This is a genomic window from Niallia circulans (genome assembly GCF_003726095.1).
GTDB classification, from domain to species: Bacteria; Bacillota; Bacilli; order Bacillales; family Cytobacillaceae; genus Niallia; species Niallia circulans_A.
Genome location: NZ_CP026031.1, coordinates 1,469,692 through 1,491,591, shown reverse-complemented (window position 1 = coordinate 1,491,591; position 21,900 = coordinate 1,469,692). Strand labels below are relative to the sequence as shown.

Here is a 21,900-nt window from a genome sequence, read left to right as displayed (position 1 = left end):
GTTGGTAGACAAAAGGAGAGGATCAGAATGTTTTCATTCTGATTCCCTTTTTAACACTTGTAGCGGAAAACAACATCTCTATTAGAAGGGATTACAAAAAAAGAGTATAGGCAAAACTCCTAATTCAAGGAGTTTGTCCTCATTCTGCAACCACTCGTAATAGTGGTTCTTTTTTATGAAAAATATGGTAAAATAGTATTCAAATGGTTTTGAGAGAAAAAGAGGTGAGTTTATGCAAATAAGTCTTAAAGTATATGGCGAGCATGCAAGGATGGTCTCCCATCTTATTGCTAAAAATCCCCATAACTTATATGAAAGAAAAGAGAAAGGCGGGTTAGTGCGCATTGTTTTTACCAAAAACGAGGAGCATGAAGTCCAGATATTATTTTTCGTTACAGTAGATAATATGGAATTAACGAAAAATCAAACTAACTTTTCGTCTATTACACATTATATTAATGATAGAGAAAGTGCTGTCAGCAGTATTTTCTGCTCAGTTTTACGAAAGGCAGTTGGAACTGCATTAAATGGAAAGCCAAAAGATGAATTCAAAGAGTGGGTGAACTATTCTTTTCCCCTAGAAATTACATTTGGACCGCTATCTACCAAGTTAACCAATCATGAATTAGCAGAACTCTTTGAACCTTTAGGATATGAGCTTACGATCGAAAATGGCAAGGTACTTTTACCAAAGTCATTCGCGAAAAAAAGTTCAGCAAAATTTATTACGTTAAAGGCAAAACAGACGATACAAGACTGTTTCCGTCATTTGTTTGTGCTGATTCCAGTAATGGACCAATATAAACATTATTATATTGATGAAAAAGAAGTGGATAAGCTGAAGCGTTACGGAGAAGGATGGCTTTCCTCCCATCCGAAAAGAAATGAAATTATAAAGGAGTCGCTTGTTTTTTCAGATTTAATAGAAAAATCAAGGTTAATAGAATCAAAGCCTTCAGAGGAAAAACAAGCACCTTTGACAAAGAAGAAAAGCTTAAATCAATGGCGCTATGAGAAAATTATAGAAACTGTAAAGAAGCTTCCGCATAATAGCCGAATTGTAGATATGGGTGCTGGAGAAGGAAAGCTAACGGCCCAATTAGGCTTTATAAGCGGAATAGAAGAACTTATCGCAGTAGATCCTTCTGAACGAGAACAGTTAAAAGCTAAAAAAAGAATCGAGGCATTAGTGGATAAGCCTGACTTTCTTCTTCCAACTTTTAAATGGGGCTCTTTATTTTATTATGATAGTGAATTGGAAAAGAAAGATATCTTTATTCTCTGTGAAGTCATTGAGCATATTGACGAAAATCGATTAGGGAAGGTATTTGACACCATTTTTACAAAATACAAGCCTTATCATGTAATTGTGACAACGCCTAATCAAGATTACAATGCTGTCTATGATATGAATGAGGCAAAAAGGCACAGCGACCATCGATTTGAATGGACGCAGCAACAGTTTGAAGAATGGACCAAGTATTGGGAAAGTCATGCTAACTATAAGGTACAAATCGATGGGATAGGTGAATATATAGAAGGTTACGGCTATCCTACACAGATGGCCATATTTTCGCAGAAAAGAGGTGGATAAATGAAAACGATTCGAATACCCTATAACAGTATTGTTTTATTAATAGGACCATCAAATAGTGGCAAATCAACAACATTGGAAAATTGGATAAACAAAGGTTTTCTGCAAGCGGAAGAAGTAATTAGTTCCGATCATTTTCGGAAATTAGTCAGTAATATTGACTTTGTAGACTGGACAAATCAACCTAAAGAAGTAGCTGCCAACTTGATGGAAGAATATAGCCAAATCTCAACAGCGGCCTTTGAAATGATGAAACAAATGATTAGCGCAAGAGCGACATTGAATAAGCGAAGCTATATCGACGCAACCCATTTAAAAGAGGCAGAACGGGAAAAGTATCGACTTCTGGGAAAAAAATATCATGTTCCTGTAGTAGTGATTGTTTTTGATCTCTCTTTATCTGTCCTTCTGGAAAGAGACGAAAAGCGCACCCATCCGAGAGGAAAAGGGAAGGTAAAAAGACAATTTGAAATAATGCGTCAGGAAATCCGCAAAATCCAAAGGGAAAGCTATCACGCAATATATTATATTAGAGATCGGGACGAGTCAGTAAGTATCGAAACAGAAGAAGCTTCGTACTATTTAAATGCTGATAATGGCTTAGATATTATCGGAGATATTCATGGATGTATGGATGAATGTTACGAATTGCTAGAACGTTTAGGTTATATAAAACATGATGATGGGTTATATCGCCATCCAGAAGGTCGGAAATTTGTTTCGGTAGGGGATATTATGAGCCGCGGCCCAAAATCTACAGAAGCACTTTTCTTTTTCTCTGCTCACCTTAACCATAATCTTGCGTATATGATTGATAGTAACCATGGATGGAAAATAGCAAGATGGCTTGATGGGAAAAAAGTGACACTAAATCACGGAGATGAATGGATTAAAGAAACGTTTACTTCCTTTTCCCTTACATATACAGATGAGCAGATAGAAAAAATAAGAGAAGATTGGAAAACTATGCTTCTTCAGTCACCTTCCCATTATGTTCTGACAAGAAATGGTGTGAAAACAGCAGTTGTTGCTCATGCAGGGATAAAAGATCATTATATTGGCAAACAATCAAACACGATTTCCGATTTTACAAGATATGGAGAAACATTAGGAATGGACACAGATGGGAAGCCGATCCGTGGAGACTGGTACAGAAATCATCTATCAAAAGAATTAATTATTTGGGGACATGATCCGAAACCGGAGCCGCTCTTTGTGAATAATACAATCAATATTGACCAAGGGGTTGTTTTTGGCGGAAAGTTAACGGCTTTTCGTTATCCAGAAAGAGAATTTATTTCGGTTAAGGCTCAAAAGGATTATGCTCAAATTGAAGATAATCCATTAAAAAAATGGCAGGAAACAAGGCTTTCTCTGCCGAATGTTCAGCGATTTATTAATGGCTATAGTGTTTGGACAGATACGTTTGGAGAAATTAGTTGTCCGCAAAATAATGTGAAAGCAGCGATGGACAAGGTGTCCCATTTTACAATTCCCATGGAAGAGTTAATCTATATACCGCCAACGATGAGTCCTCCGCCGCAAACTTCAACAATCGAAGGATATTTGGAACATCCAATCGATGCCTATCATTACTACAAAGATAATGGGATAGACCAAATGGTTGTCGAGAAAAAGCATATGGGCAGCAGAGGGATACTTTTGTTATTTAAGAATCCAGAGGCAGCAGAAAAGTATGTTGGGAAAAGAAGTTTAGGCACTATCTATACAAGAACAGGGAGAGCCTTTTTTTCTATAGAGCTCGAAGAAAAAATTCTGACAAAGCTCCATTATGATCTGACAACTGTAAATTATTTTGATAAGAATCAGACAGACTGGGTATTGCTTGATGCTGAAATCCTTCCATGGAATTTAAAGGCAAAGGATTTAATTATTCAGCAATACGCACATGTGGCTGAAATGAGCGTGATGGATAGAGACAAGATTTACGAGCAGCTTCTTTGTGCGCAGCAAAATGGCATGGCTGTTAATGGCTGGGTAGAAGAATTTGCACAAAAGCGACAAAATGCGCAAAGTTTTAGTGAAGTGTACAATCAATATTGTTGGGAAATTCAACAATTAGAGGATATAAAAATCGCTCCATTTCATATCCTTGCACATAGCAACGAAAGTTATTTTCATCAAACACATCAGTGGCATATGGAACAAAACGAATATTTCAGCACAATTAGCAGTCTTTTTATGAAAACAGATTATCTGATTGTAAATGATGATGAATCATTAAAGAAAGCTGTCAGCTGGTGGGAAGAAATTACGACAGATGGCCATGAAGGGGTTATCTTTAAACCTTATCAATTCCTTGCGAGAAATCCAAAGGGAAAATTACTTCAACCAGCCATTAAAGTAAGAGGACGGAAATATCTTCAAATTATATATGGCATGGATTATTTAGAAAAGGATCAATTAAGACGATTAAAAGACCGTAAAACAGCTAAGAAGCAGCGCAATGCCTTAAAGGAATTGGCTTTAGGAATAGAAGGAATCAATCGTTTTATCCAGTTGGAGTCAGTGGAAAGAATTCATGAATGTGTCCTTGCGACATTGGCTTTGGAAGAAGATCCGATTGATGCAAGATTATAAGATAAAAAGCAAATTCAGAAGGATATTTTCTCGATGAATTTGCTTTCTATCCCAGCTTGATATTTATAAGGGAATGCACTGGTTAATTTTTCATTATCTTTTCCATGCATCGATTATAAGAGAAGGAAATAAAAGCTTTTCCCCGTTATTTCTTTGATCGTATTTTTTGGACCTAAAAATCACGCCATCTTTTCCGTGCCATTCATTTTCATGAAAAACACCTTCTTCATCACAATACTCCAATAAATGTACTTCGAATCCTGCTAATTCAAACATTTTTGACAATGTTTGATAATTATGAACAATCTTATGAGTGAAGGCAGGATGGTTTTTAGGCCCGGGCCCTCCGATTTGCACTATTCGTTGATACGATTCATCCGGAAAGAAACCGTCTGGTACAGCACAGCGAATATAACCTCCTGGGTTCAAATATTGATAGCAAAGTGAAGCTGCTTGAACACCTTCCTCAAAGGTGAGATGCTCCCATACATGTTCCGCTAAAATAGCGTCTATGGAACATTTTACAAACTTTAGCCAAGTTGAATCGTCCAATAAGTTAAGCTCATCTTCCTGTGTATGTATCCAGCCAGGATTATTCCTGTATTCCCCAGCACCAATAACAATCTTTATCGTTTCATCCTTCATATGAATCCCTCCATTTTAGAAATTACCATTAGCATACAATATAGAATATAAATTACTTTTTCGACAAGATAAAAATGTTAACGAGTAACAAATAAAAAACAGGTCAAATGACATAGGAATCATCGCCTATCTATTGTAAAATAATAGTACAGAAAGGATTACCTTTTTTCATGTAAGAATGTATGCGTATTCAAAGAGAGGGGAGATGACAATGAAAAAATTTCTTATAAAAAAAGAAAAGGAATTCCGTTAAAAAAGAAGCTTATTATTTCCTTTTTAGCAATGCTATTAATTCCGAGTATCTTAATTGGTGTATTTTCTTTTTTATATGCAAACAAGCAGATGGAAAAAGATTTTATAAGCAATGCGAGTACTAATTTAAACATGCTGGATAAGAGTATAACCAATTTAATGTCTGAAAAAATTTATGATGTGTCAGCATTAACAGAAACAATGACGAAAAAACTATTGGAAAAAGATCCGGAAACTCTGCAGAAAACCATTGAGCAGTATAGCCAAGTCCATCCTGAAGTTTCTAGTATCTATATTGGAACAAATGATGGAAAGCTTTTTCAGAAGTCTATGGAGGAAAATAATGATCATATGGATCCAAGGTTGAGAGATTGGTATAAAGCGGCTGTTAATAAACCAGGAGAAGCAGTTATCATGGATCCTTATCTTTCCCCAGTTTCTAAAAAGATGGTTATTACCATTGGAAAAACGATTGCAGATAATGCTGGCGTTATGGCAGTAACCATGAATTTAGATTACTTAGCAGAACTCGCAGGTGAAATAACATTTGGAAAAGAAGGCTATGTCATCTTACTTGATCAAAAGAAACGGTTTATTGTTCATCCAGATGAAAAACAAGGGGGTGTGGTGAAAGCCTCCTATTATGAAACACTTTATAACCGACAAGCTGGCACATTGGATTATTCAGCAGATAAGATTAGTCGGAAAATGGTTTTTCAGACAAATAAGCTGACTGGATGGAAGTTAGCAGGAACGATGGAAAAATCAGAAATTGTCAATCATTCCAAAGATCTATTGTATGCGGTAACAGGGATATTAGCTGTCTCTATTATTATTGGAGGGATCATGATGATGGTGATTGTTTCCTCTATTATCAAACCAATTAAAAAATTGAAAGAACAAGCCATTACAGTGAGTAAAGGGAATTTAACTACGGACATTAACATAACTGCTAAAGATGAAATTGGCGATGTTGCAGCAGCATTTCATACGATGCAAAATAATTTACGACAGCTTATTAGCAATATCGAGCAAAGTTCCGAGAATGTCGCTGCAAGTGCCGGTCAGTTAACAGCAAGTGCGAATGAGGTGACTATTGCATCAGAGCATGTAACCAATACTATCCAGCAAGTAGCTAGCGGTGCGGAAATTCAGACAAAAGGTTTGGATAATAATGTCGATAGTCTTAAGTCTGTCTTAAATGGAACAAATCAAATCGTTATTTTTAGTAAAGAGGTTTCAGATCTTTCAACAGGCACGATAGAAAAAGCATATGCGGGAGGGAACTCCATACAAGCAACACTGGAACAAATGCATGTAATCAATGGGACAGTTGCTGAATCAAATAAAATGATTAAAGAACTCGTAGAACAATCCAAGCATATCGAAAAAATAACAGAAAGCATTACTACTATCTCCGAACAAACGAATCTTCTTGCATTAAACGCAGCGATAGAAGCAGCAAGGGCGGGGGAGACAGGCAAAGGTTTTGCTGTTGTAGCAAATGAAGTACGTAAACTTGCGGAACAGTCTGGACAATTTGCCAGTAATATTTCGCAATTAATTACGGATGTACAGAAAACGACCGAGAATACAGTTCAAAGAATGGCAGAGGTATCACGAGCTGTTCAAACAGGACTAGAAGTAACGGATGAATCTCATATAAGATTTCAAGAAATTGTACATAGTATGAAGGAAATGACCCCACATATTCAAAAAGTTACGGACACTTCAAATGAGATGGCAACCACTCTAAAGGAGGTAAGCATCACAGCAGGCGAATTAGCGCAGATTGCCTCTGATAATTCGGCTTCTTCTGAAGAAGTTGTATCCCTAACGGAAGAACAGCTGGCTGCTATTGAAGAAATTTCAGGTTCCGCAAAGAATTTGTTGAATATGGCGGAACAACTCAAACGAAATCTTCATCAATTTACCTATTAATCGTCATATGAAAAGTACCTCTTGCATAAAGTAGCGTTAGGCTTTATATGCAGGAGGTATTTTCGTGGAAAAAATAAAAGTTTATTTAATAAATGGGTTTCTTGGGAGCGGAAAAACAACAACTCTATTAAAATGTATGGAATATTTTAAAGGGAAAAATAAAAAATATGCTATTATCTTGAATGAACTTGGGGAAACAAATATCGAAAAACACCTTTTTAAAGAGGAGTCACTCTATGAATTGTTAAATGGATGTGTCTGTTGTTCCATCAAAGAAGATTTAAGATCAACACTTAATGACCTAACCGTGACATTGCATAAAGAGAACATAGAAATTGTGTTGTTAGAAGGGACAGGAGTAGCAAATCCTTGCGAAATAATGGAGACATTTAGTGAACAGAGATATAGAGATAAATTTGAGGTCGTTGAAAGAATTTGTTTAATTGACAGCTTGCATTTTACAGAATATACAAGTATTTTTTCGAGCAGCAAAGAAGTGAGGCAGCTGCAGAAAGAGCAAATTGAGAACGGAACAGTATTAGTCCTAAATAAAATCGATCAGCTTTCAAGCAAGCTTGCTGTTGAAAAGGTGGAAAAGCGAATTAGAAAGATAAATCCTGATGCTCCGTTATTACATAGTAACTATGGCCATGGAGTAACAGCATATTTGGAAAAACAGGAAGGTACTAAAATCAAAGACCAATCTATTTCCCATCATCATCACCATCATCATATTAAAGCAATGAAAATAGTTCAAACAACCCCTATGACGAAAAGCGAATTACGAGATTTCTTAAAAAATAATCAAGATAAGTTACTGCGAGCTAAAGGAACAATCAAAAATAGTGATGATCATTCTTGGTATCATTTTCAATATGCTTCTGGTTTGCTAGAATGGCAAAAAGTAAAGGAATATCTTCCTGATCGAAAAGGAGAGATCATTTTAATAGGTGAAAAATTACCTGAAAAAGTAATTCTATAATACTTTCTTTGTGTATCTTAATCGAATCTAGCATAAGATACACTATTTTTTGCATAGATAGGATAGGACAAGCATAGATATAAACTATATAAGGATACATGATCGAAGAAAAGGAGTATGCTATGTCTATCCCAACTCGTATGAAGGATATTTTTATCTTTTGCTTATTTATCGCTTTAATGTATCTATTTTTTTTCGGGGATCTTTATGTGGCAAAGCAATGGAGCTTCGCATTGCCAGATCAAATAAAAACTATTTTTGTGTTATTTCTTGGGATTTTGCTTGAGGCACTTCCGTTTTTATTATTAGGTGCTATCGCCTCCTCTATAATTAATATTTATATTTCAGAAGAGTATATTGCTAGAATTATGCCGAAAAACCCAATAGCGGCCATTGGTGCTGCTTTAATTGCTGCAGTGATTACACCAGTCTGTGAATGTGCCATTATTCCAGTTGTTCGCAGATTAATTCAAAAAGGAATTCCTGTCCATATTGGTGTTGTCTTGTTAATGGGAGCTCCAATTCTTAATTTTATCGTTTTTGGCAGTACGTACTATGCCTTCCAACATAATTTATCGATTGCATACGGACGTTTTATCATTTGCGTATTGGCAGCCATTATAGTGAGTCTCATTATTTATTTCTTTTTTTCGAAACAAAAGGTATTAAAAACACAAAGGGAAGATTTAATGGCAGCCGTTCCTATTAATGAAAACAAAGGTGATTCTAAATGGAAAGGAATTTTGCATCATACGTGTCATGAATTCTTTACGATCGGGAAATATTTCATTGTTGGAGCAGTATTTGCAAGTGTTGCCCAAGTATATTTAAAGGATAGTTTTATCATGCAGGCGGGGGAATCACCAATTGAAGGAACAGCAGTAATGATGGGGCTAGCATATGTGCTATCACTTTGTTCAGAGGCAGATGCTTTCGTAGCAGCTTCCTTCTCCAAGATGTTTACCCCTGAAGCGATTATTGGTTTTTTAGTTTTTGGACCAATCCTTGATTTTAAGAATACATTTGTCATGATGGCCTCTTTTCGGGTGAAATTCGTATTCGTGTTTATTACGATTGTTACAATGATTGTCTTCTTGCTTTCGCTAGCTTCACGATTCATTTTGTTTTCATGACACATATAAGGAGGAAAAATGGTGAAAATTAAATGGAGTCCAACCTGGCAATTAGCAAACGAACTGCAAGGAATTGTGCTGATTGGCTTCAGTCTCCTTATTTTCAAGTTATTGGTGACAGGAGATGTCGGACAGCTTGTTGCCCCTAAAATGGTGCCATTATTAGGTATAACGATGACATTAATGTTTCTTCTTGGTTTTTTCTGGTTGTTAAATAGCAACTTAAAGGGAGCAGATTGTGATTGTGATGTATGCGACGAGAATGCCTCTTTCCTGAACCTTACTTTTTCTTATCTGCTATTCTTTAGCCCGTTGATGTTGTTTTTTACCTTACAAGACATGTCGATTGATAAAAGCATGCTCCCAAATATTCAATTTGAGCAAGGACAAACCTTTTCTGTTAGTGAAGGTCAGCTCAAAACCTCTGAAAAAGAAGATATGATTACAATTGAAGATGACAATTATTTGCAGACAATGGATATGATTCATACAAATTTGGATGATATGGCGGGTAAAGAAGTGATGATTACGGGTTTTATTCATCGGGAAGAATCCTTTTCCGATAATCAAGCAGTTATTGCAAGATATGTCATGACCCATTGTATTGCAGATTTAGGCTTGTTTGGTTACATGCTGGAGGGCGAAGTTGGTGGATTACAAAGTGATCAATGGTATGTGATAACAGGAAAATTGGATAAGAAGGAATATGAGGGTCAAATAATGCCTATCATTAAACTAGAAAAGGCCGAAGAAACAATAGCACCTGATGAAGATTACATATATTCATTAGACTAATAGGCTACCATTCTTGCATTATTCCTATTTTTTCGTTAAAATTTAAGAGAATTCAATTAAATATAAGCGGGGGCTTGTGGAAACAGGCTGAGAGTATGGCTAATCTGCCATTGACCGAATGAACCTGTTGGATAATGCCAGCGTAGGGAGGTGTAATGGGATCAAAACACTTTGCTTAGGCGTAGTGTTTTTATTTTGCCATAATTGCTGAAAAATCGCACGGCGCTTCCTTCGTATCCGTGTTAGGAATTCAGTTAGTTATGGCTTTTTTTGTTTGTACGTAATTTATTTCACGTTTGAAACGGGAAGATGCCATTGTAAGCATATCTATATTTGAGGAGAATAAATCGGCCTCAGAAAATACTATCTGCAAAGGTACTATGAAAGGGAATTCCCGTGAGAGGGAGATCACTTTGCCATCAAAACGTTAATAGTCTTAAGATTAATAGGGAACTTTAGAAAGGAAATGAGATTAAGAGATGAATGAAAAAGTTGACATGGTAATTCCGGCTATTTTAACAAAACTTCGAAAACATGTTCCGTTGGTTCATAATATTACTAATGTTGTTGTTACTAACTTTACGGCAAATGGATTACTAGCATTAGGAGCTTCACCGGTAATGGCATATGCAAAGGAAGAAGTTGCAGAAATGGCAGCAGTAGCGGATGCTCTTGTCCTAAATATTGGAACACTAACAGCTGAAAATGTAGAGAGTATGATTATTGCTGGGAAGGCTGCGAATCAGGCGAATACACCCGTAATTTTAGACCCTGTTGGTGCAGGAGCTACTAGTTACCGTACGGAATCTGTGCACCGTATTATGAAGGAAGTAAAAATCAGCTTGCTTCGCGGAAATGCAGCAGAAGTAGCGAATGTAGCTGGAATTAAAGCAAAAATGAGAGGAGTAGACTCTGTCGGCGAACATAATAATCAAGGAATCGCGCTGGAAGCTGCAAAGCTTTTACAAGTACCAGTGATTATAACAGGTGAACAAGATATAGTCGCAGTTGACGGGAAACTGGCTATTATCCATAATGGGCATTCCATGTTAACAAAGGTTACAGGAACAGGTTGTTTACTTTCCTCCATTCTTGGTGCATTTATTGCAGTAGAAAAGGATATCTTTCTTGCTTCTATAGCTGGTTTAGTAGCATATGGAGTTGCATCAGAAGATGCTTTTGAAAAGACGAGTGAAGAAGGTCCAGGAAGTTTTCAAATCGAATTATTAAATCAATTATCGAAAATAAAGGAAGAGAATGTAAAAGAAGCGATGAGAGTGGAGATTAAGAGGGGGTAATTTTATGGCTACAGCAAAAGCATTAACAATAGCAGGGTCAGATAGTGGCGGAGGAGCTGGAATCCAAGCAGATCTAAAAACCTTCCAAGAACTTAAAGTATATGGAATGAGTGCCATCACCGCTATTACCGCGCAAAATACCCGAGGTGTAGATGGGGTATACCCAATGACGCTTGAGGCAATTGAGAAACAACTAGAATCTATCGCAGTGGATTTACGACCAGATGCGTTAAAAACAGGTATGCTATTTAATAGTGAAATAATTGAATTGGTAGCGGAAAAGATAAAAGAGTATCATTGGAAAAATTTGGTGATTGACCCTGTGATGATCGCTAAAGGTGGTGCTAATTTATTGCAGAAGGAAGCAGCAGAGTCCATGAAAAGAAAGCTCCTCCCTCTAGCTACTGTTTTAACACCGAATATACCAGAGGCAGAGGTATTAACAGGGATGGATATTCGAAATATAGAGGAAAGGAAAGAAGCTGCCAAAAGATTAAATGCGATGGGGGTTGCTTATGTCGTTATAAAAGGTGGACATGGGGCCGAGAAGGAAGCTATTGATCTATTATTTGATGGCAGCGATTTTTCAAGCTTGGTGGCGGAAAGAATTCCAACGAAAAATACGCATGGAACAGGATGTACTTTTTCGGCTGCGATTACAGCGGCCCTTGCCAATGGTTATTCTATTAATGAAGCTTTCCGATTAGGGAAGGATTTTATTCATCAAGCTATAAAAAATGATCTTCATATAGGCAGTGGACATGGTCCAACCAACCATTGGGCTTACCAAGAAAGCAAAAGATAATATGGGGGATATATGACAACTTATACAAAAGAACGAATAAAACAATTGTTGAAAATTTATTTTATAACGGGAAGCAACAATAGTACATCTGATCCAAAAGTTATTTTGGAAGAAGCACTTAAAGGCGGGATATCGATTTTCCAATTTCGCGAAAAGGGAAATGGGGCATTAAGAGGAGAAGACAAAATTCAACTGGCAAAAAGGTTGCAAGAACTTTGCAAGCAATATCATGTTCCATTCATTGTGAATGATGATATTGAATTAGCCTTGGCCATTGATGCTGATGGGGTACATATCGGTCAAGATGATGAAAATGCCATAAAAGTTAGAAACATGTTAGGTAATAAACTGTTGGGGGTTTCTGCTCACTCCATAGAGGAGATTAAAGCAGCGATAGAGGCAGGAGCGGATTATATTGGCATAGGTCCTATTTACCCAACAAGTACGAAAAAGGATGCCAAAGCAGTACAAGGCACCTCTCTTATTGAAAAAGTAAGACAAGAGAACATTTCGATACCGATTGTTGGGATAGGGGGAATTACTACTGAAAATGCTCCTCCTGTTATACAAGCAGGAGCAGATGGAGTTGCTGTTATTTCGGAAATAAGTTTGGCAGAAAATCCTTATAAACAAACGATAAACTTAAGAAAAGCAGTTTTTGACCAAGCATAAGTTATATTTTTTTTAAGTAAAATGGCAAGAGTTTATATTTTTTGCGGAAAATAGACATTCACCCAACCCAAATATAGCTGCCTGCATACAATGGTTTTGTAGAGGAGCTAGAATAAAGAAAATATAAAGGCTCCTTATTCGTTAACCAAAAAAGAAATGGTTAATCTACTACAAAAGAGAAAGGGAGATGTATATATGTACGGTTATGGTGGATATGGATGCGGATATGGTACTGGAGCTGTTGGTGGTGTTGGCTACGGTGGCGGATTTGCATTAATCGTAGTATTGTTTATCTTATTAATTATCGTCGGTGCGACATTTATTTGTTAATAAAAGATAAAAAGCTGACCTTGTGTCAGCTTTTTTTACATATAAAAGAATTTACGTTTTGTTCATTAATGGGTATTTTTAAAATATAAATGGTAACGGTTTCGGAAAAATATCGAAAAATACATACAATTATCGTAATAAAACAACAGGTATAATAAAATAAATATAATATTTTAAGTTTTAAGAAAATTAAATTTAAAATACTTATTGACAGAAAATTTAATATGGGTAAAATAAAGTTATTAGAGTGTTAGATTATATGACACTCGATGGAAAAATAACGTACATAAAGGGGGAAGGTAACTTAATGGAAAATTTAGAGTTTTTAATGAACAGCTTGTGGACGATGATTGCTGCAATTTTAGTTATTTTTATGCTTGGTGGATTTATCTTATTAGAAGCAGGTTCGACAAGAATGAAAAATGCAGGCCATATTGCTGGTAAAACAATTTTTACATTTGGGATAGCTTCGTTAGTTTTCTGGGCTGTTGGTTATGGATTTATTTTTGGAGACAATGCTAATTTCTTTGTCGGAATGAGTGAGTTTTTCTACAATGGCGGTAGCGTTGGCCAAATAGATGGAGATGGATTACAAACTACTGTTTTCTTCGTCTTCCAACTAGCGTTTGCAGGGATTTCTTTAACAATTGCACTTGGTGGTTTTGCGGAGCGTGCGAAATTATCTGTATATCTAATTTTCTCCGTATTATTCGGTATATTGGTTTATCCTATCATTGCCCATTGGATTTGGGGAGGCGGCTGGTTAGCTGAGCATGGAAAGCAAGACTTTGCGGGCTCAACTGTTGTTCACTTAACTGGTGCAGCAGCGGCTCTAGCAGCTACGATCCTTTTAAAGCCGCGTATTGGAAAATACAATGCTGATGGTTCGGCTAACCCGATATTTGGTCATAACCAAGTTTATACAGCGTTAAGCGTATTAATTCTTTGGGTCGGTTGGTTCGGATTCAATGCAGGTAGTACAGTTTCTGTAGCAGACGGTTTCTTTGGATATGTTGCTTTAAATACAAACTTAGCAGCAGCAGCTGGCGCAGTAGCAGCACTACTAATTTCCTGGATTGTTTTAGGAAAGTCAGATATTACAACCATGCTAAATGGTGCCTTAGCAGGTCTCGTTGCCATCACAGCATCTTGTGCATTCGTTGAGCCTTGGGCAGCAGTAGTAATTGGTTTAATTGCTGGAGTACTGGTATTTTATAGTGTTCGCTTCTTCGAGAATAGAAAAATCGATGATCCAATTTTTGCACTATCTGTTCATGGTACTGCGGGAATTTGGGGAACACTATCTAATGGATTATTTGCAACAGCAGAGTTAGCGGAATATACGGGAGTAGGGAAAGCTGGTCTATTTTATAACGGAGGCTTTGGGCAATTAGGCGTGCAGGCGCTTGGTGTTATAACTTGTGGGTTATTCGCTTTTGCAATAAGCTATGTCATTCTATTTGTTATCAAGAAGGTTAGCGGACTACGAGTAACAGAAGAAGAAGAAATTATGGGCTTAGATATTAGTGAACATGGTTCATATGGTTACCCGGAAGCATTCTTGTCAAAAGACGAAACAAAAAGCTTATAAAATCAGACGTTTAATAGTCGCGATTAAGAAAACAGCCTGTAAATTAAATGAGGATAGAAGTCTCGCTGAAAAGTGAGACTTTTATCTTTTTTCATAAATCAATTGCAAATAAGAACATGTTATGATAGACATACAGATTAATATAAATATCGACTAAAGAAGGAAGTGCATGGATGTGCTCTAAAAATCATAGATTAAATGAATGGAAAAGAGAAAAGGAACTTTTTTTACAAACAACCACTTATCAAAACACTCAATTAAATGATTTTTACGATGAACTATTTATGGAGTTATTTCAATTCATCCTTTTTGAATATAAAAAAAATTATGGAGAACCTCCATGCTCATTTGTCTGGTTTGTTACAGGAAGCGCTGGCAGAAAAGAGCAAGGCATCTTTAGCGATCAAGATCATGGCATTATCTATGAAAGCAATGACGAAAACAGCAATCAATATTTTATCCATTTTGGAGAATGGCTAAGTGATGCGCTAAATGAAATAGGTTATCCATATTGTGAAGGGAAAGTCATGAGTAGTAATCCAATCTGGTGCAAATCCGTAGAAGAATGGAAACACCAATTACAGCAATGGATGGAAAAAGAAAACTGGGAATCAATTAGATTTTTGCAAATCTTTTATGATAGTAGACAACTATTTGGAGAGGAAAATTATGTTCAAGAGTTGAGAAGTTATATTCATCAGTTCTGCGTTCTTCATCCAATGCTTCTAAAAAGATTTATGAATAATGTAATGCGTATAAAAAAAGGGGTCGGAATATTTGGCCAATTTTTTGTTGAAAGAACAGGAAGTCACAGAGGATCGATTCATTTGAAGCATACGATGTATTTACCGTATGTCAATTCGATTAGACTTCTCTCTATTAAGGAAAAAATCCAGCAAACATCGACGTTAGAACGCATTCAAACATTGAGAACGATGGAGACATATGACAACTGGTTAAAACCATATGAAAGCTCTTTTCGGAGAATATTAGATTATCGCATTAATTCATTTAAAGAGGCAAAAACTTATGAAGATGTTCACTATTTGAATATAAAAGAGTTAACGAAAGAGCAAAGACAAGAAATAAAAGGATTAATGCGCCATGGCATCAAATTATATCATCAAGTACAAAGGATAATTGAAAAAGGGTGTTAAAATGGGAGTCGAATCGTTTCTTCAATATATGAGAGATTTATATGGAAAAGTAAATTCGAGTGTATTGCACGCTACTTCAAGTGGGAGTAATTCTCAGCAAATTGCTTTTATGAGACAGCTTCAAAAGGATTTAAAGGTTGAGGCTGCCTCTAGGTTACCATTAAATAATTTAAAAGCAGTTGTTTTTGATATTGAAACAACGGGATTTTTACCTGATAAAGGCGATCAAATTATTTCAATAGGTGCTATAAAAGTAGAGGGGAGCGATATTTTAGATGAGCAATTTTATACATTAGTAAACGCTAGAGTAGAGATACCAGAAGAAATAAGCCGCTTAACAGGAATTAAAACCGAAGATTTACTTGATGCGCCGTCTTTATCTGATGTTCTTGTGCGATTTTTTGGTTTTGTAAAAGATGATACGCTCATTGCTCACCACTCTTCCCATGAGAAAAGCTTTATGCAGTCTGCATGCTGGAGAAGTTTTAAAACACCATTTAAGCATCGAATCGTTGATACTTCTTTCTTGTTTAAAATCGTTGAACCACAACAAAGAATATTGACATTAGAGGAATGGTGCGAATTTAGTGATATTCCAGTCATTAATCGTCACCATGCCTTAGGAGATGCTAAATTAACTGCTGTTCTATGGTGTCAGTATTTACAAAGGGCTGAACAATTGGGCTGTCGCACGTTACAGGATATATATGAAAGGCTAGCATGTCGATAAAATAGAGGACAAAGTTTTAACAATTTACTGGTGGTGAATGTAAATGGATGTGTTTGAGACAAAAAGACTGTTATTAAGAGGATGGAAGGAAGCGGATTATAAAGATTTATATGAATATGCGCAAAAGGAAGAAGTAGGTCCGTTTGCGGGCTGGTCACCACATAAAAGTGAACAAGAAAGCAAAGACGTAATCCGCTATTTTTTACAGAATGAAAATTCATATGCGATTGTTTGGAAAGAAGAGAATAAGGTGATTGGAAGTATTGGTTTTCATGAACGAATGCCTGATGTTAAACTCTCTCATTTAGCACAGCGCGAAGTAGGTTTTGCCCTTAACCCCCGGTATTGGGGAAGAGGGGTTGTGCCAGAAGCAGTCAACCATCTATTAGAATATGGATTTGAAAAATTGTGTTTGGATTTAATATGGTGTGGTCATTTTGATTTTAATACGAAGTCAAGACGAGTAAATGAAAAATGTGGGTTTCGTTATAAATTCCAAAAAACCAATCACTATAAACTTTTTGATAACCAGTTAATTACAAGCGTTTATTATTGTATGACGAAAGAGGAGTATTTTAAAAAAATACGAGAAGCTTCAGTAGGTGTATCCCATACAAATCAAGTAAGAAGCACATAATAGAGACCGCTTCCCTAAAGGTGGAAGTGAATAATGAATAGGCTGCCTCGAACTTATCGGGCAGCTTTTTTGTATGAATTTTGGTAATTAAAAAGCACTTCGATCAAAACATTTAATTAATAGGGGGATATTAAAGACGGATAGAGGAAATTAATCCAAAAAAAAGTCGCTTCATAGAAGCGAAAAGAGACATTGGATTAAAGATTGAATCGATAACTATATATAGTGTGATTTTATAAAAAAACAACTATATATTGATTTGATAGTATCATACAATTTATTTTTACGCAATTATTTTCTATTAAATTAATCTAGGAAACAATGAGTAATACAATATAAAACAAGAGGATAAATCCTATGCCGAATAGTATTAGGTATTTCGTCCACATCGAGGAAAGCTTTTTTCGCTCTCGATTTTTAGTAAAGCCAATAAAAGATAGAGTGTTTTTGTATAACACAAAATAAATCAAGGCAAATCCTATATATTGTAAAATAAATAATCCTGTTAAAGACTGCTTTCCCTTTAAAAATTCCACATTAGGAAATGAGTAACCAGTAATAAGTTTTATAATCGTATCGTTAACTGTTCCGAAAATGGCAAATAAAAGGACCGCAGAAAATAGTATTTTAACAAAGTCTAAATAATAATAAGAAATTCTCTTCATATATTCCTTCCTTTTCTTTTGTAAATATTTTTCTCACCAGAACACAGAATACCATAAACAACGAGGAAATGATAAAGGAAATTCTATCTGTGTTGAACATTTAGTGCTGCGATTTTCGTAAAATCGGTAAATTAAAAGAGATAATTTAGGGAAAAATAATGATAGTTTTAAAAGGGAGAACAATAAAAAAATTCATATTATACTAAAAACGTTCACAAAACGTCAAAAATATGATAATATTTGATTGTTTTTGAAAGAAAATGCTTGAAATGTGAAATCGTTTACAGTATGATGTTCTTAAATTAAGTTGTTTTTTAATGAGGGTAAAAATCATATTTATCGTATCCTGTTTAGTTAAGGTTAATCACCTCAAAGAAAATGACATAATCCCAAGACATACCCTAAAAGGGAGCGTGATAATCTTGTTAACACCTGAAAGGCATGAACTTATTTTACAATTACTGAAACAACATAGTGTTGTGAAAATTCAAGATTTGATAGATGTTTTGAATACTTCAGAATCCACCATCAGACGCGATTTAACTCAATTAGAGCAAGAAGGGTTCTTGAAACGGGTGCATGGTGGAGCAGCTAGGCTCCAAAGGAAAATAACGGAGCAGAGTATGAGTGAAAAAGCGTTCAAAAACCTCCAAGAGAAAAAAATGATTGCGGCATACGCAGCAAAGCTAGTAGAAGATGGAGATAGTATATATTTGGATGCTGGTTCAACCATTAAAGAAATGATTCCATTCTTAAAGAATCGAGACATTGTTGTGGTAACGAACGGACTTACGCATATGACAAGCTTACTTGAAGCTCGTATTCAAACCTATATAACAGGTGGTTATGTCAAAGAAAAAACAAACGCGTTAGTCGGTCGTGGCGCATTATTAAGTCTTGATAACTATCGATTCGATAAATGCTTTATGGGTGTCAATGGTATTCATCCTGAATATGGGTATACTACTGCTGATCAAGAAGAAGCAATGGTGAAAAGCAAAGCATTATCATTATCAAGAGAAGCTTTTTTTGTCGCAGATGATAGTAAATTTTCCGAAGTTTACTTTGCAAAGATAGCTGATTTGCACAATGCTTCTATTATTACTAACTATCTGGATGAAGAGGTAAACGATTTATATTCAAGGAAAACTAGCATAAAGGTTGTGAAAGAATGATTTATACCCTAACTTTAAATCCTTCTGTCGATTATATAATCGAAGTGGCAGAAGTGCATTTAGGAGAACTAAATCGCTTAGAAAAAACAAGTAAATTTGCAGGTGGAAAAGGAATAAATGTTTCAAGAGTGTTAAAAAAAATGGGCGTGCAAAGTAAAGCGTTAGGATTTGTCGGCGGATTTACTGGAAGCTTTATTGAAACACAACTATTATCAGAAATGATTGAAACAGATTTTGTGAAAGTAGAAGAAGATACACGTATCAATGTGAAGTTAAAGAGTGATACAGAAACAGAATTAAACGCAAATGGTCCCGCTATTTCTGAAGTAAAGTTTCAGGAATTGAAAGAGAAGATTGCTGCTCTAACGTCAGAAGATCTACTAGTTTTAGCTGGAAGTGTTCCGTCTACTCTTCCTAAAACCACCTATGAAGAGCTAGTCAAAATCTGTCACGCAAATAATGTTTCTTTCGTCGTAGATGCAGAAGGTGAATTATTAAAAGCAGTCTTGCCTTATCAACCGTTTTTAATCAAGCCTAATCATCATGAACTGGGTGAATTGTTTGGGGTAACTATTTCGACTCCAGAAGAAGCGATCCCGTATGGAAAAAAACTATTGGAAATGGGAGCGCAAAATGTGATCGTCTCTTTAGCAGGTGATGGCGCAGTCTTGATTACTCAACACGAAGAAATTATTAGTACGGTTCCGAAAGGGCAAGTGAAAAGCTCAGTTGGCGCAGGAGATAGCATGGTAGCAGGCTTCTTATCTAAATATGAGGAGACACAGGATATAAAAGAATCCTTCCGCTATAGTATTGCCTCAGGAAGTGCGACTGCTTTTTCAATTGGATTATGTACAAAGGAAAAGGTAGAAGAGCTTCTTCCGCAAGTCCAAGTACAATCATAATCGATACACACCATTTCATAAGAAAGATAGATGAAAGTGGATAAAAATATAAATAAAAAGGGAGCGTTATGGAATGAAAATTACTGAATTATTAACGCAAGAGACTATCCTTTTGAATATTGAAGGAAATGGTAAGCTTGATGCCATTAATCAGTTAGTGGATATTCTTCATTCAGCGGGGAAATTAACAGATAGAGAAACGTATAAGCAAGCGATTTTAAATAGAGAAGAGCAAAGTACAACGGGAATTGGCGAAGGAATAGCAATTCCCCATGCAAAAACGAGTGCTGTAAAAACTGCTGCTATTGCGTTTGGGCGATCAAGCAGTGGTGTCGATTATGAATCATTAGATGGACAGCCGGCGAATTTATTTTTTATGATTGCTGCACCAGATGGAGCTAACAATACTCATCTCGAAGCACTTTCAAGACTATCTACATTATTGCTTAAAGAAGAAGTGCGCAGTAAGTTATTAACTGCAACTACAAAACAAGATGTAATATCAATAATTGACAGCTATGATGTAGAGGAAGAAACGGTTGACGAAAATATTGCCGATAAGAAGAATTTTATTGTGGCAGTAACTGCTTGTCCAACCGGTATTGCTCATACTTACATGGCAGCAGATTCATTAAAGGCAAAAGCAGCTGAAATGGGTGTTGATATTAAAGTTGAAACTAATGGTTCCGGTGGAGCAAAGAATGTTCTGACAGCAGAGGAAATTGACAAAGCAACAGCTGTAATTGTTGCTGCTGATACAAAAGTGCAAATGGAACGCTTCAACGGGAAACATGTGGTTGAAACACCTGTTGCAGATGGTATTCGAAAACCTGAGGAATTAATCAATCGCGCTATTAACCAGCAAGCACCGGTATATAACGGTGGATCAGGCTCTAATTCCGGCGAAGTTAACACAGGAAAAAAAGGCATTGGTAGTCAAATTTACAAACACTTAATGAACGGTGTTTCGAACATGCTGCCATTTGTTGTTGGTGGCGGAATACTAATTGCTATTTCCTTTATGTTTGGTTATAACTCAGCTGATCCGAATGACCCGAGTTATAATGCTTTTGCTGCTGTTATTAAATATATTGGTGGCGATAATGCCTTTGCATTATTAGTGCCAGTTCTTGCTGGTTTTATCGCGATGAGTATCGCAGATCGCCCAGGTTTTGCTCCTGGTATGGTTGCAGGATTTATGGCTGCTCAAGGTGGTGCTGGTTTTCTTGGTGGATTAATTGGCGGATTCTTAGCTGGTTATTTAGTTATCGGTCTAAAGAAAGTGTTAGAAGTACTTCCTAGATCATTAGAAGGAATTAAAACGATTCTACTTTACCCATTACTAGGAATTTTCTTTACTGGCCTTATTATGAATTATGTGATTATGGAACCTGTTGCAGCTATTAACACTGGTATGACAAATTGGCTGTCAAATATTGGTACGGGTAATGCCGTCTTCTTAGGAATTATCTTAGGTGCAATGATGGCGATTGATATGGGTGGACCAATCAATAAATCGGCATATGTTTTTGGAACAGGGCTAATTGCAAACGGTGTATTTGAGCCAATGGCTGCTATTATGGCTGGTGGAATGGTACCGCCATTAGCAATTGCTTTAGCAACAGTTTTATTTAAAAAGAAATTTACAAAGCAAGAAAAGGATGCAGGTTTAACAAACTTTATTATGGGTCTTTCCTTTATTACAGAAGGTGCTATTCCTTTTGCAGCAGGTGATCCGTTACGCGTTATACCATCTGTTGCAGTTGGTGCGGCAGTTACGGGTGGACTATCAATGTTCTTCCATATCGGTTTAAGAGCACCACACGGCGGTGTGTTCGTAGTTGGATTGGTTGATGGAAATCCATGGCTATACCTATTGGCTATTGTAATAGGGGCGATCATATCAGCTTTATTGTTAGGATTAGTAAAGAAGCCTGTTCAACAAAAATAAGTATAGAAAAAGCTGTAAATTGACTTTACTCGTTAATTTAC

The 21,900-nt window shown here is 36.2% G+C and carries 19 protein-coding genes; 17 read left to right on the top strand and 2 right to left on the bottom strand.

Annotated elements, in window-relative coordinates:
- Positions 1 to 232: 232 nt before the first annotated feature.
- The gene (locus tag C2I06_RS06980) at positions 233 to 1,594 is read left to right on the top strand and encodes a methyltransferase domain-containing protein (protein WP_095328952.1); all 1,362 of its coding nucleotides are present in this window, start codon (positions 233 to 235) and stop codon (positions 1,592 to 1,594) included.
- The gene (locus C2I06_RS06975) at positions 1,595 to 4,195 is read left to right on the top strand and encodes a polynucleotide kinase-phosphatase (RefSeq protein WP_123257752.1); all 2,601 of its coding nucleotides are present in this window, start codon (positions 1,595 to 1,597) and stop codon (positions 4,193 to 4,195) included.
- 93 nt (positions 4,196 to 4,288) lie between these two features.
- On the opposite strand, the gene C2I06_RS06970 is transcribed toward C2I06_RS06975, so the two are convergent.
- A complete protein-coding gene (locus tag C2I06_RS06970) occupies positions 4,289 to 4,840 on the bottom strand; it encodes a class I SAM-dependent methyltransferase (protein WP_206426399.1) in 552 nt (183 codons plus the stop codon).
- Between the two features lie 282 nt (positions 4,841 to 5,122).
- On the opposite strand from C2I06_RS06970, the gene C2I06_RS06965 reads away from it, so the two are divergent.
- The 12 genes from C2I06_RS06965 to C2I06_RS06910 all read left to right on the top strand — a co-directional run bounded on the left by C2I06_RS06965 (position 5,123) and on the right by C2I06_RS06910 (position 17,163).
- The gene (locus C2I06_RS06965; RefSeq protein ID WP_123257750.1) at positions 5,123 to 7,033 is read left to right on the top strand and encodes a methyl-accepting chemotaxis protein; all 1,911 of its coding nucleotides are present in this window, start codon (positions 5,123 to 5,125) and stop codon (positions 7,031 to 7,033) included.
- A gap of 64 nt (positions 7,034 to 7,097) precedes the next feature.
- Complete coding sequence (locus tag C2I06_RS06960) at positions 7,098 to 8,015, top strand: CobW family GTP-binding protein (RefSeq protein WP_123257749.1); 918 nt, start codon at positions 7,098 to 7,100, stop codon at positions 8,013 to 8,015.
- A gap of 122 nt (positions 8,016 to 8,137) precedes the next feature.
- Positions 8,138 to 9,148, top strand: a complete 1,011-nt coding sequence (locus C2I06_RS06955) for a permease (RefSeq protein ID WP_164463639.1) — start codon at positions 8,138 to 8,140, stop codon at positions 9,146 to 9,148.
- A gap of 21 nt (positions 9,149 to 9,169) precedes the next feature.
- A complete protein-coding gene (locus tag C2I06_RS06950; protein WP_164463638.1) occupies positions 9,170 to 9,943 on the top strand; it encodes a TIGR03943 family putative permease subunit in 774 nt (257 codons plus the stop codon).
- A 479-nt stretch (positions 9,944 to 10,422) separates the two neighbouring features.
- Positions 10,423 to 11,241, top strand: coding sequence for a hydroxyethylthiazole kinase (gene thiM / locus C2I06_RS06945; RefSeq protein ID WP_123257747.1), 819 nt, complete (start codon positions 10,423 to 10,425; stop codon positions 11,239 to 11,241).
- 4 nt (positions 11,242 to 11,245) lie between these two features.
- Positions 11,246 to 12,046 carry a bifunctional hydroxymethylpyrimidine kinase/phosphomethylpyrimidine kinase gene (gene thiD / locus C2I06_RS06940; protein WP_095328944.1) on the top strand — a complete coding sequence of 267 codons (801 nt, stop codon included), beginning with the start codon at positions 11,246 to 11,248 and terminating at the stop codon, positions 12,044 to 12,046.
- 12 nt (positions 12,047 to 12,058) lie between these two features.
- Positions 12,059 to 12,718: a thiamine phosphate synthase gene (gene thiE, locus C2I06_RS06935; protein ID WP_095328943.1), complete on the top strand. Its 660-nt coding sequence runs from the start codon at positions 12,059 to 12,061 to the stop codon at positions 12,716 to 12,718.
- Positions 12,719 to 12,913: 195 nt separating this feature from the next.
- The gene (locus tag C2I06_RS06930) at positions 12,914 to 13,048 is read left to right on the top strand and encodes a YjcZ family sporulation protein (RefSeq protein WP_095328942.1); all 135 of its coding nucleotides are present in this window, start codon (positions 12,914 to 12,916) and stop codon (positions 13,046 to 13,048) included.
- A 307-nt stretch (positions 13,049 to 13,355) separates the two neighbouring features.
- Positions 13,356 to 14,639 carry an ammonium transporter gene (locus C2I06_RS06925; RefSeq protein ID WP_095328941.1) on the top strand — a complete coding sequence of 428 codons (1,284 nt, stop codon included), beginning with the start codon at positions 13,356 to 13,358 and terminating at the stop codon, positions 14,637 to 14,639.
- 173 nt (positions 14,640 to 14,812) lie between these two features.
- Positions 14,813 to 15,796: a DUF294 nucleotidyltransferase-like domain-containing protein gene (locus C2I06_RS06920; RefSeq protein WP_123257746.1), complete on the top strand. Its 984-nt coding sequence runs from the start codon at positions 14,813 to 14,815 to the stop codon at positions 15,794 to 15,796.
- A gap of 1 nt (position 15,797) precedes the next feature.
- Positions 15,798 to 16,526 (top strand): exonuclease domain-containing protein, encoded by a 729-nt coding sequence (locus tag C2I06_RS06915; RefSeq protein WP_123257745.1) that lies wholly within the window; start codon positions 15,798 to 15,800, stop codon positions 16,524 to 16,526.
- A 43-nt stretch (positions 16,527 to 16,569) separates the two neighbouring features.
- Positions 16,570 to 17,163, top strand: a complete 594-nt coding sequence (locus C2I06_RS06910) for a GNAT family N-acetyltransferase (RefSeq protein ID WP_123257744.1) — start codon at positions 16,570 to 16,572, stop codon at positions 17,161 to 17,163.
- Positions 17,164 to 17,474: 311 nt separating this feature from the next.
- On the opposite strand, the gene C2I06_RS06905 is transcribed toward C2I06_RS06910, so the two are convergent.
- Positions 17,475 to 17,828, bottom strand: coding sequence for a hypothetical protein (locus tag C2I06_RS06905; RefSeq protein ID WP_123257743.1), 354 nt, complete (start codon positions 17,826 to 17,828; stop codon positions 17,475 to 17,477).
- A gap of 422 nt (positions 17,829 to 18,250) precedes the next feature.
- Here C2I06_RS06905 and C2I06_RS06900 point away from each other — a divergent pair, with 422 nt between their 5' ends.
- The 3 genes from C2I06_RS06900 to C2I06_RS06890 all read left to right on the top strand — a co-directional run bounded on the left by C2I06_RS06900 (position 18,251) and on the right by C2I06_RS06890 (position 21,859).
- Positions 18,251 to 19,003, top strand: coding sequence for a DeoR/GlpR family DNA-binding transcription regulator (locus C2I06_RS06900; protein WP_095328936.1), 753 nt, complete (start codon positions 18,251 to 18,253; stop codon positions 19,001 to 19,003).
- Positions 19,000 to 19,908, top strand: coding sequence for a 1-phosphofructokinase (gene pfkB / locus C2I06_RS06895; RefSeq protein WP_095328935.1), 909 nt, complete (start codon positions 19,000 to 19,002; stop codon positions 19,906 to 19,908). The genes C2I06_RS06900 and pfkB overlap by 4 nt, the downstream gene beginning before the upstream one ends.
- A gap of 73 nt (positions 19,909 to 19,981) precedes the next feature.
- Complete coding sequence (locus tag C2I06_RS06890; RefSeq protein WP_123257742.1) at positions 19,982 to 21,859, top strand: PTS fructose transporter subunit IIABC; 1,878 nt, start codon at positions 19,982 to 19,984, stop codon at positions 21,857 to 21,859.
- Positions 21,860 to 21,900: the final 41 nt, after the last annotated feature.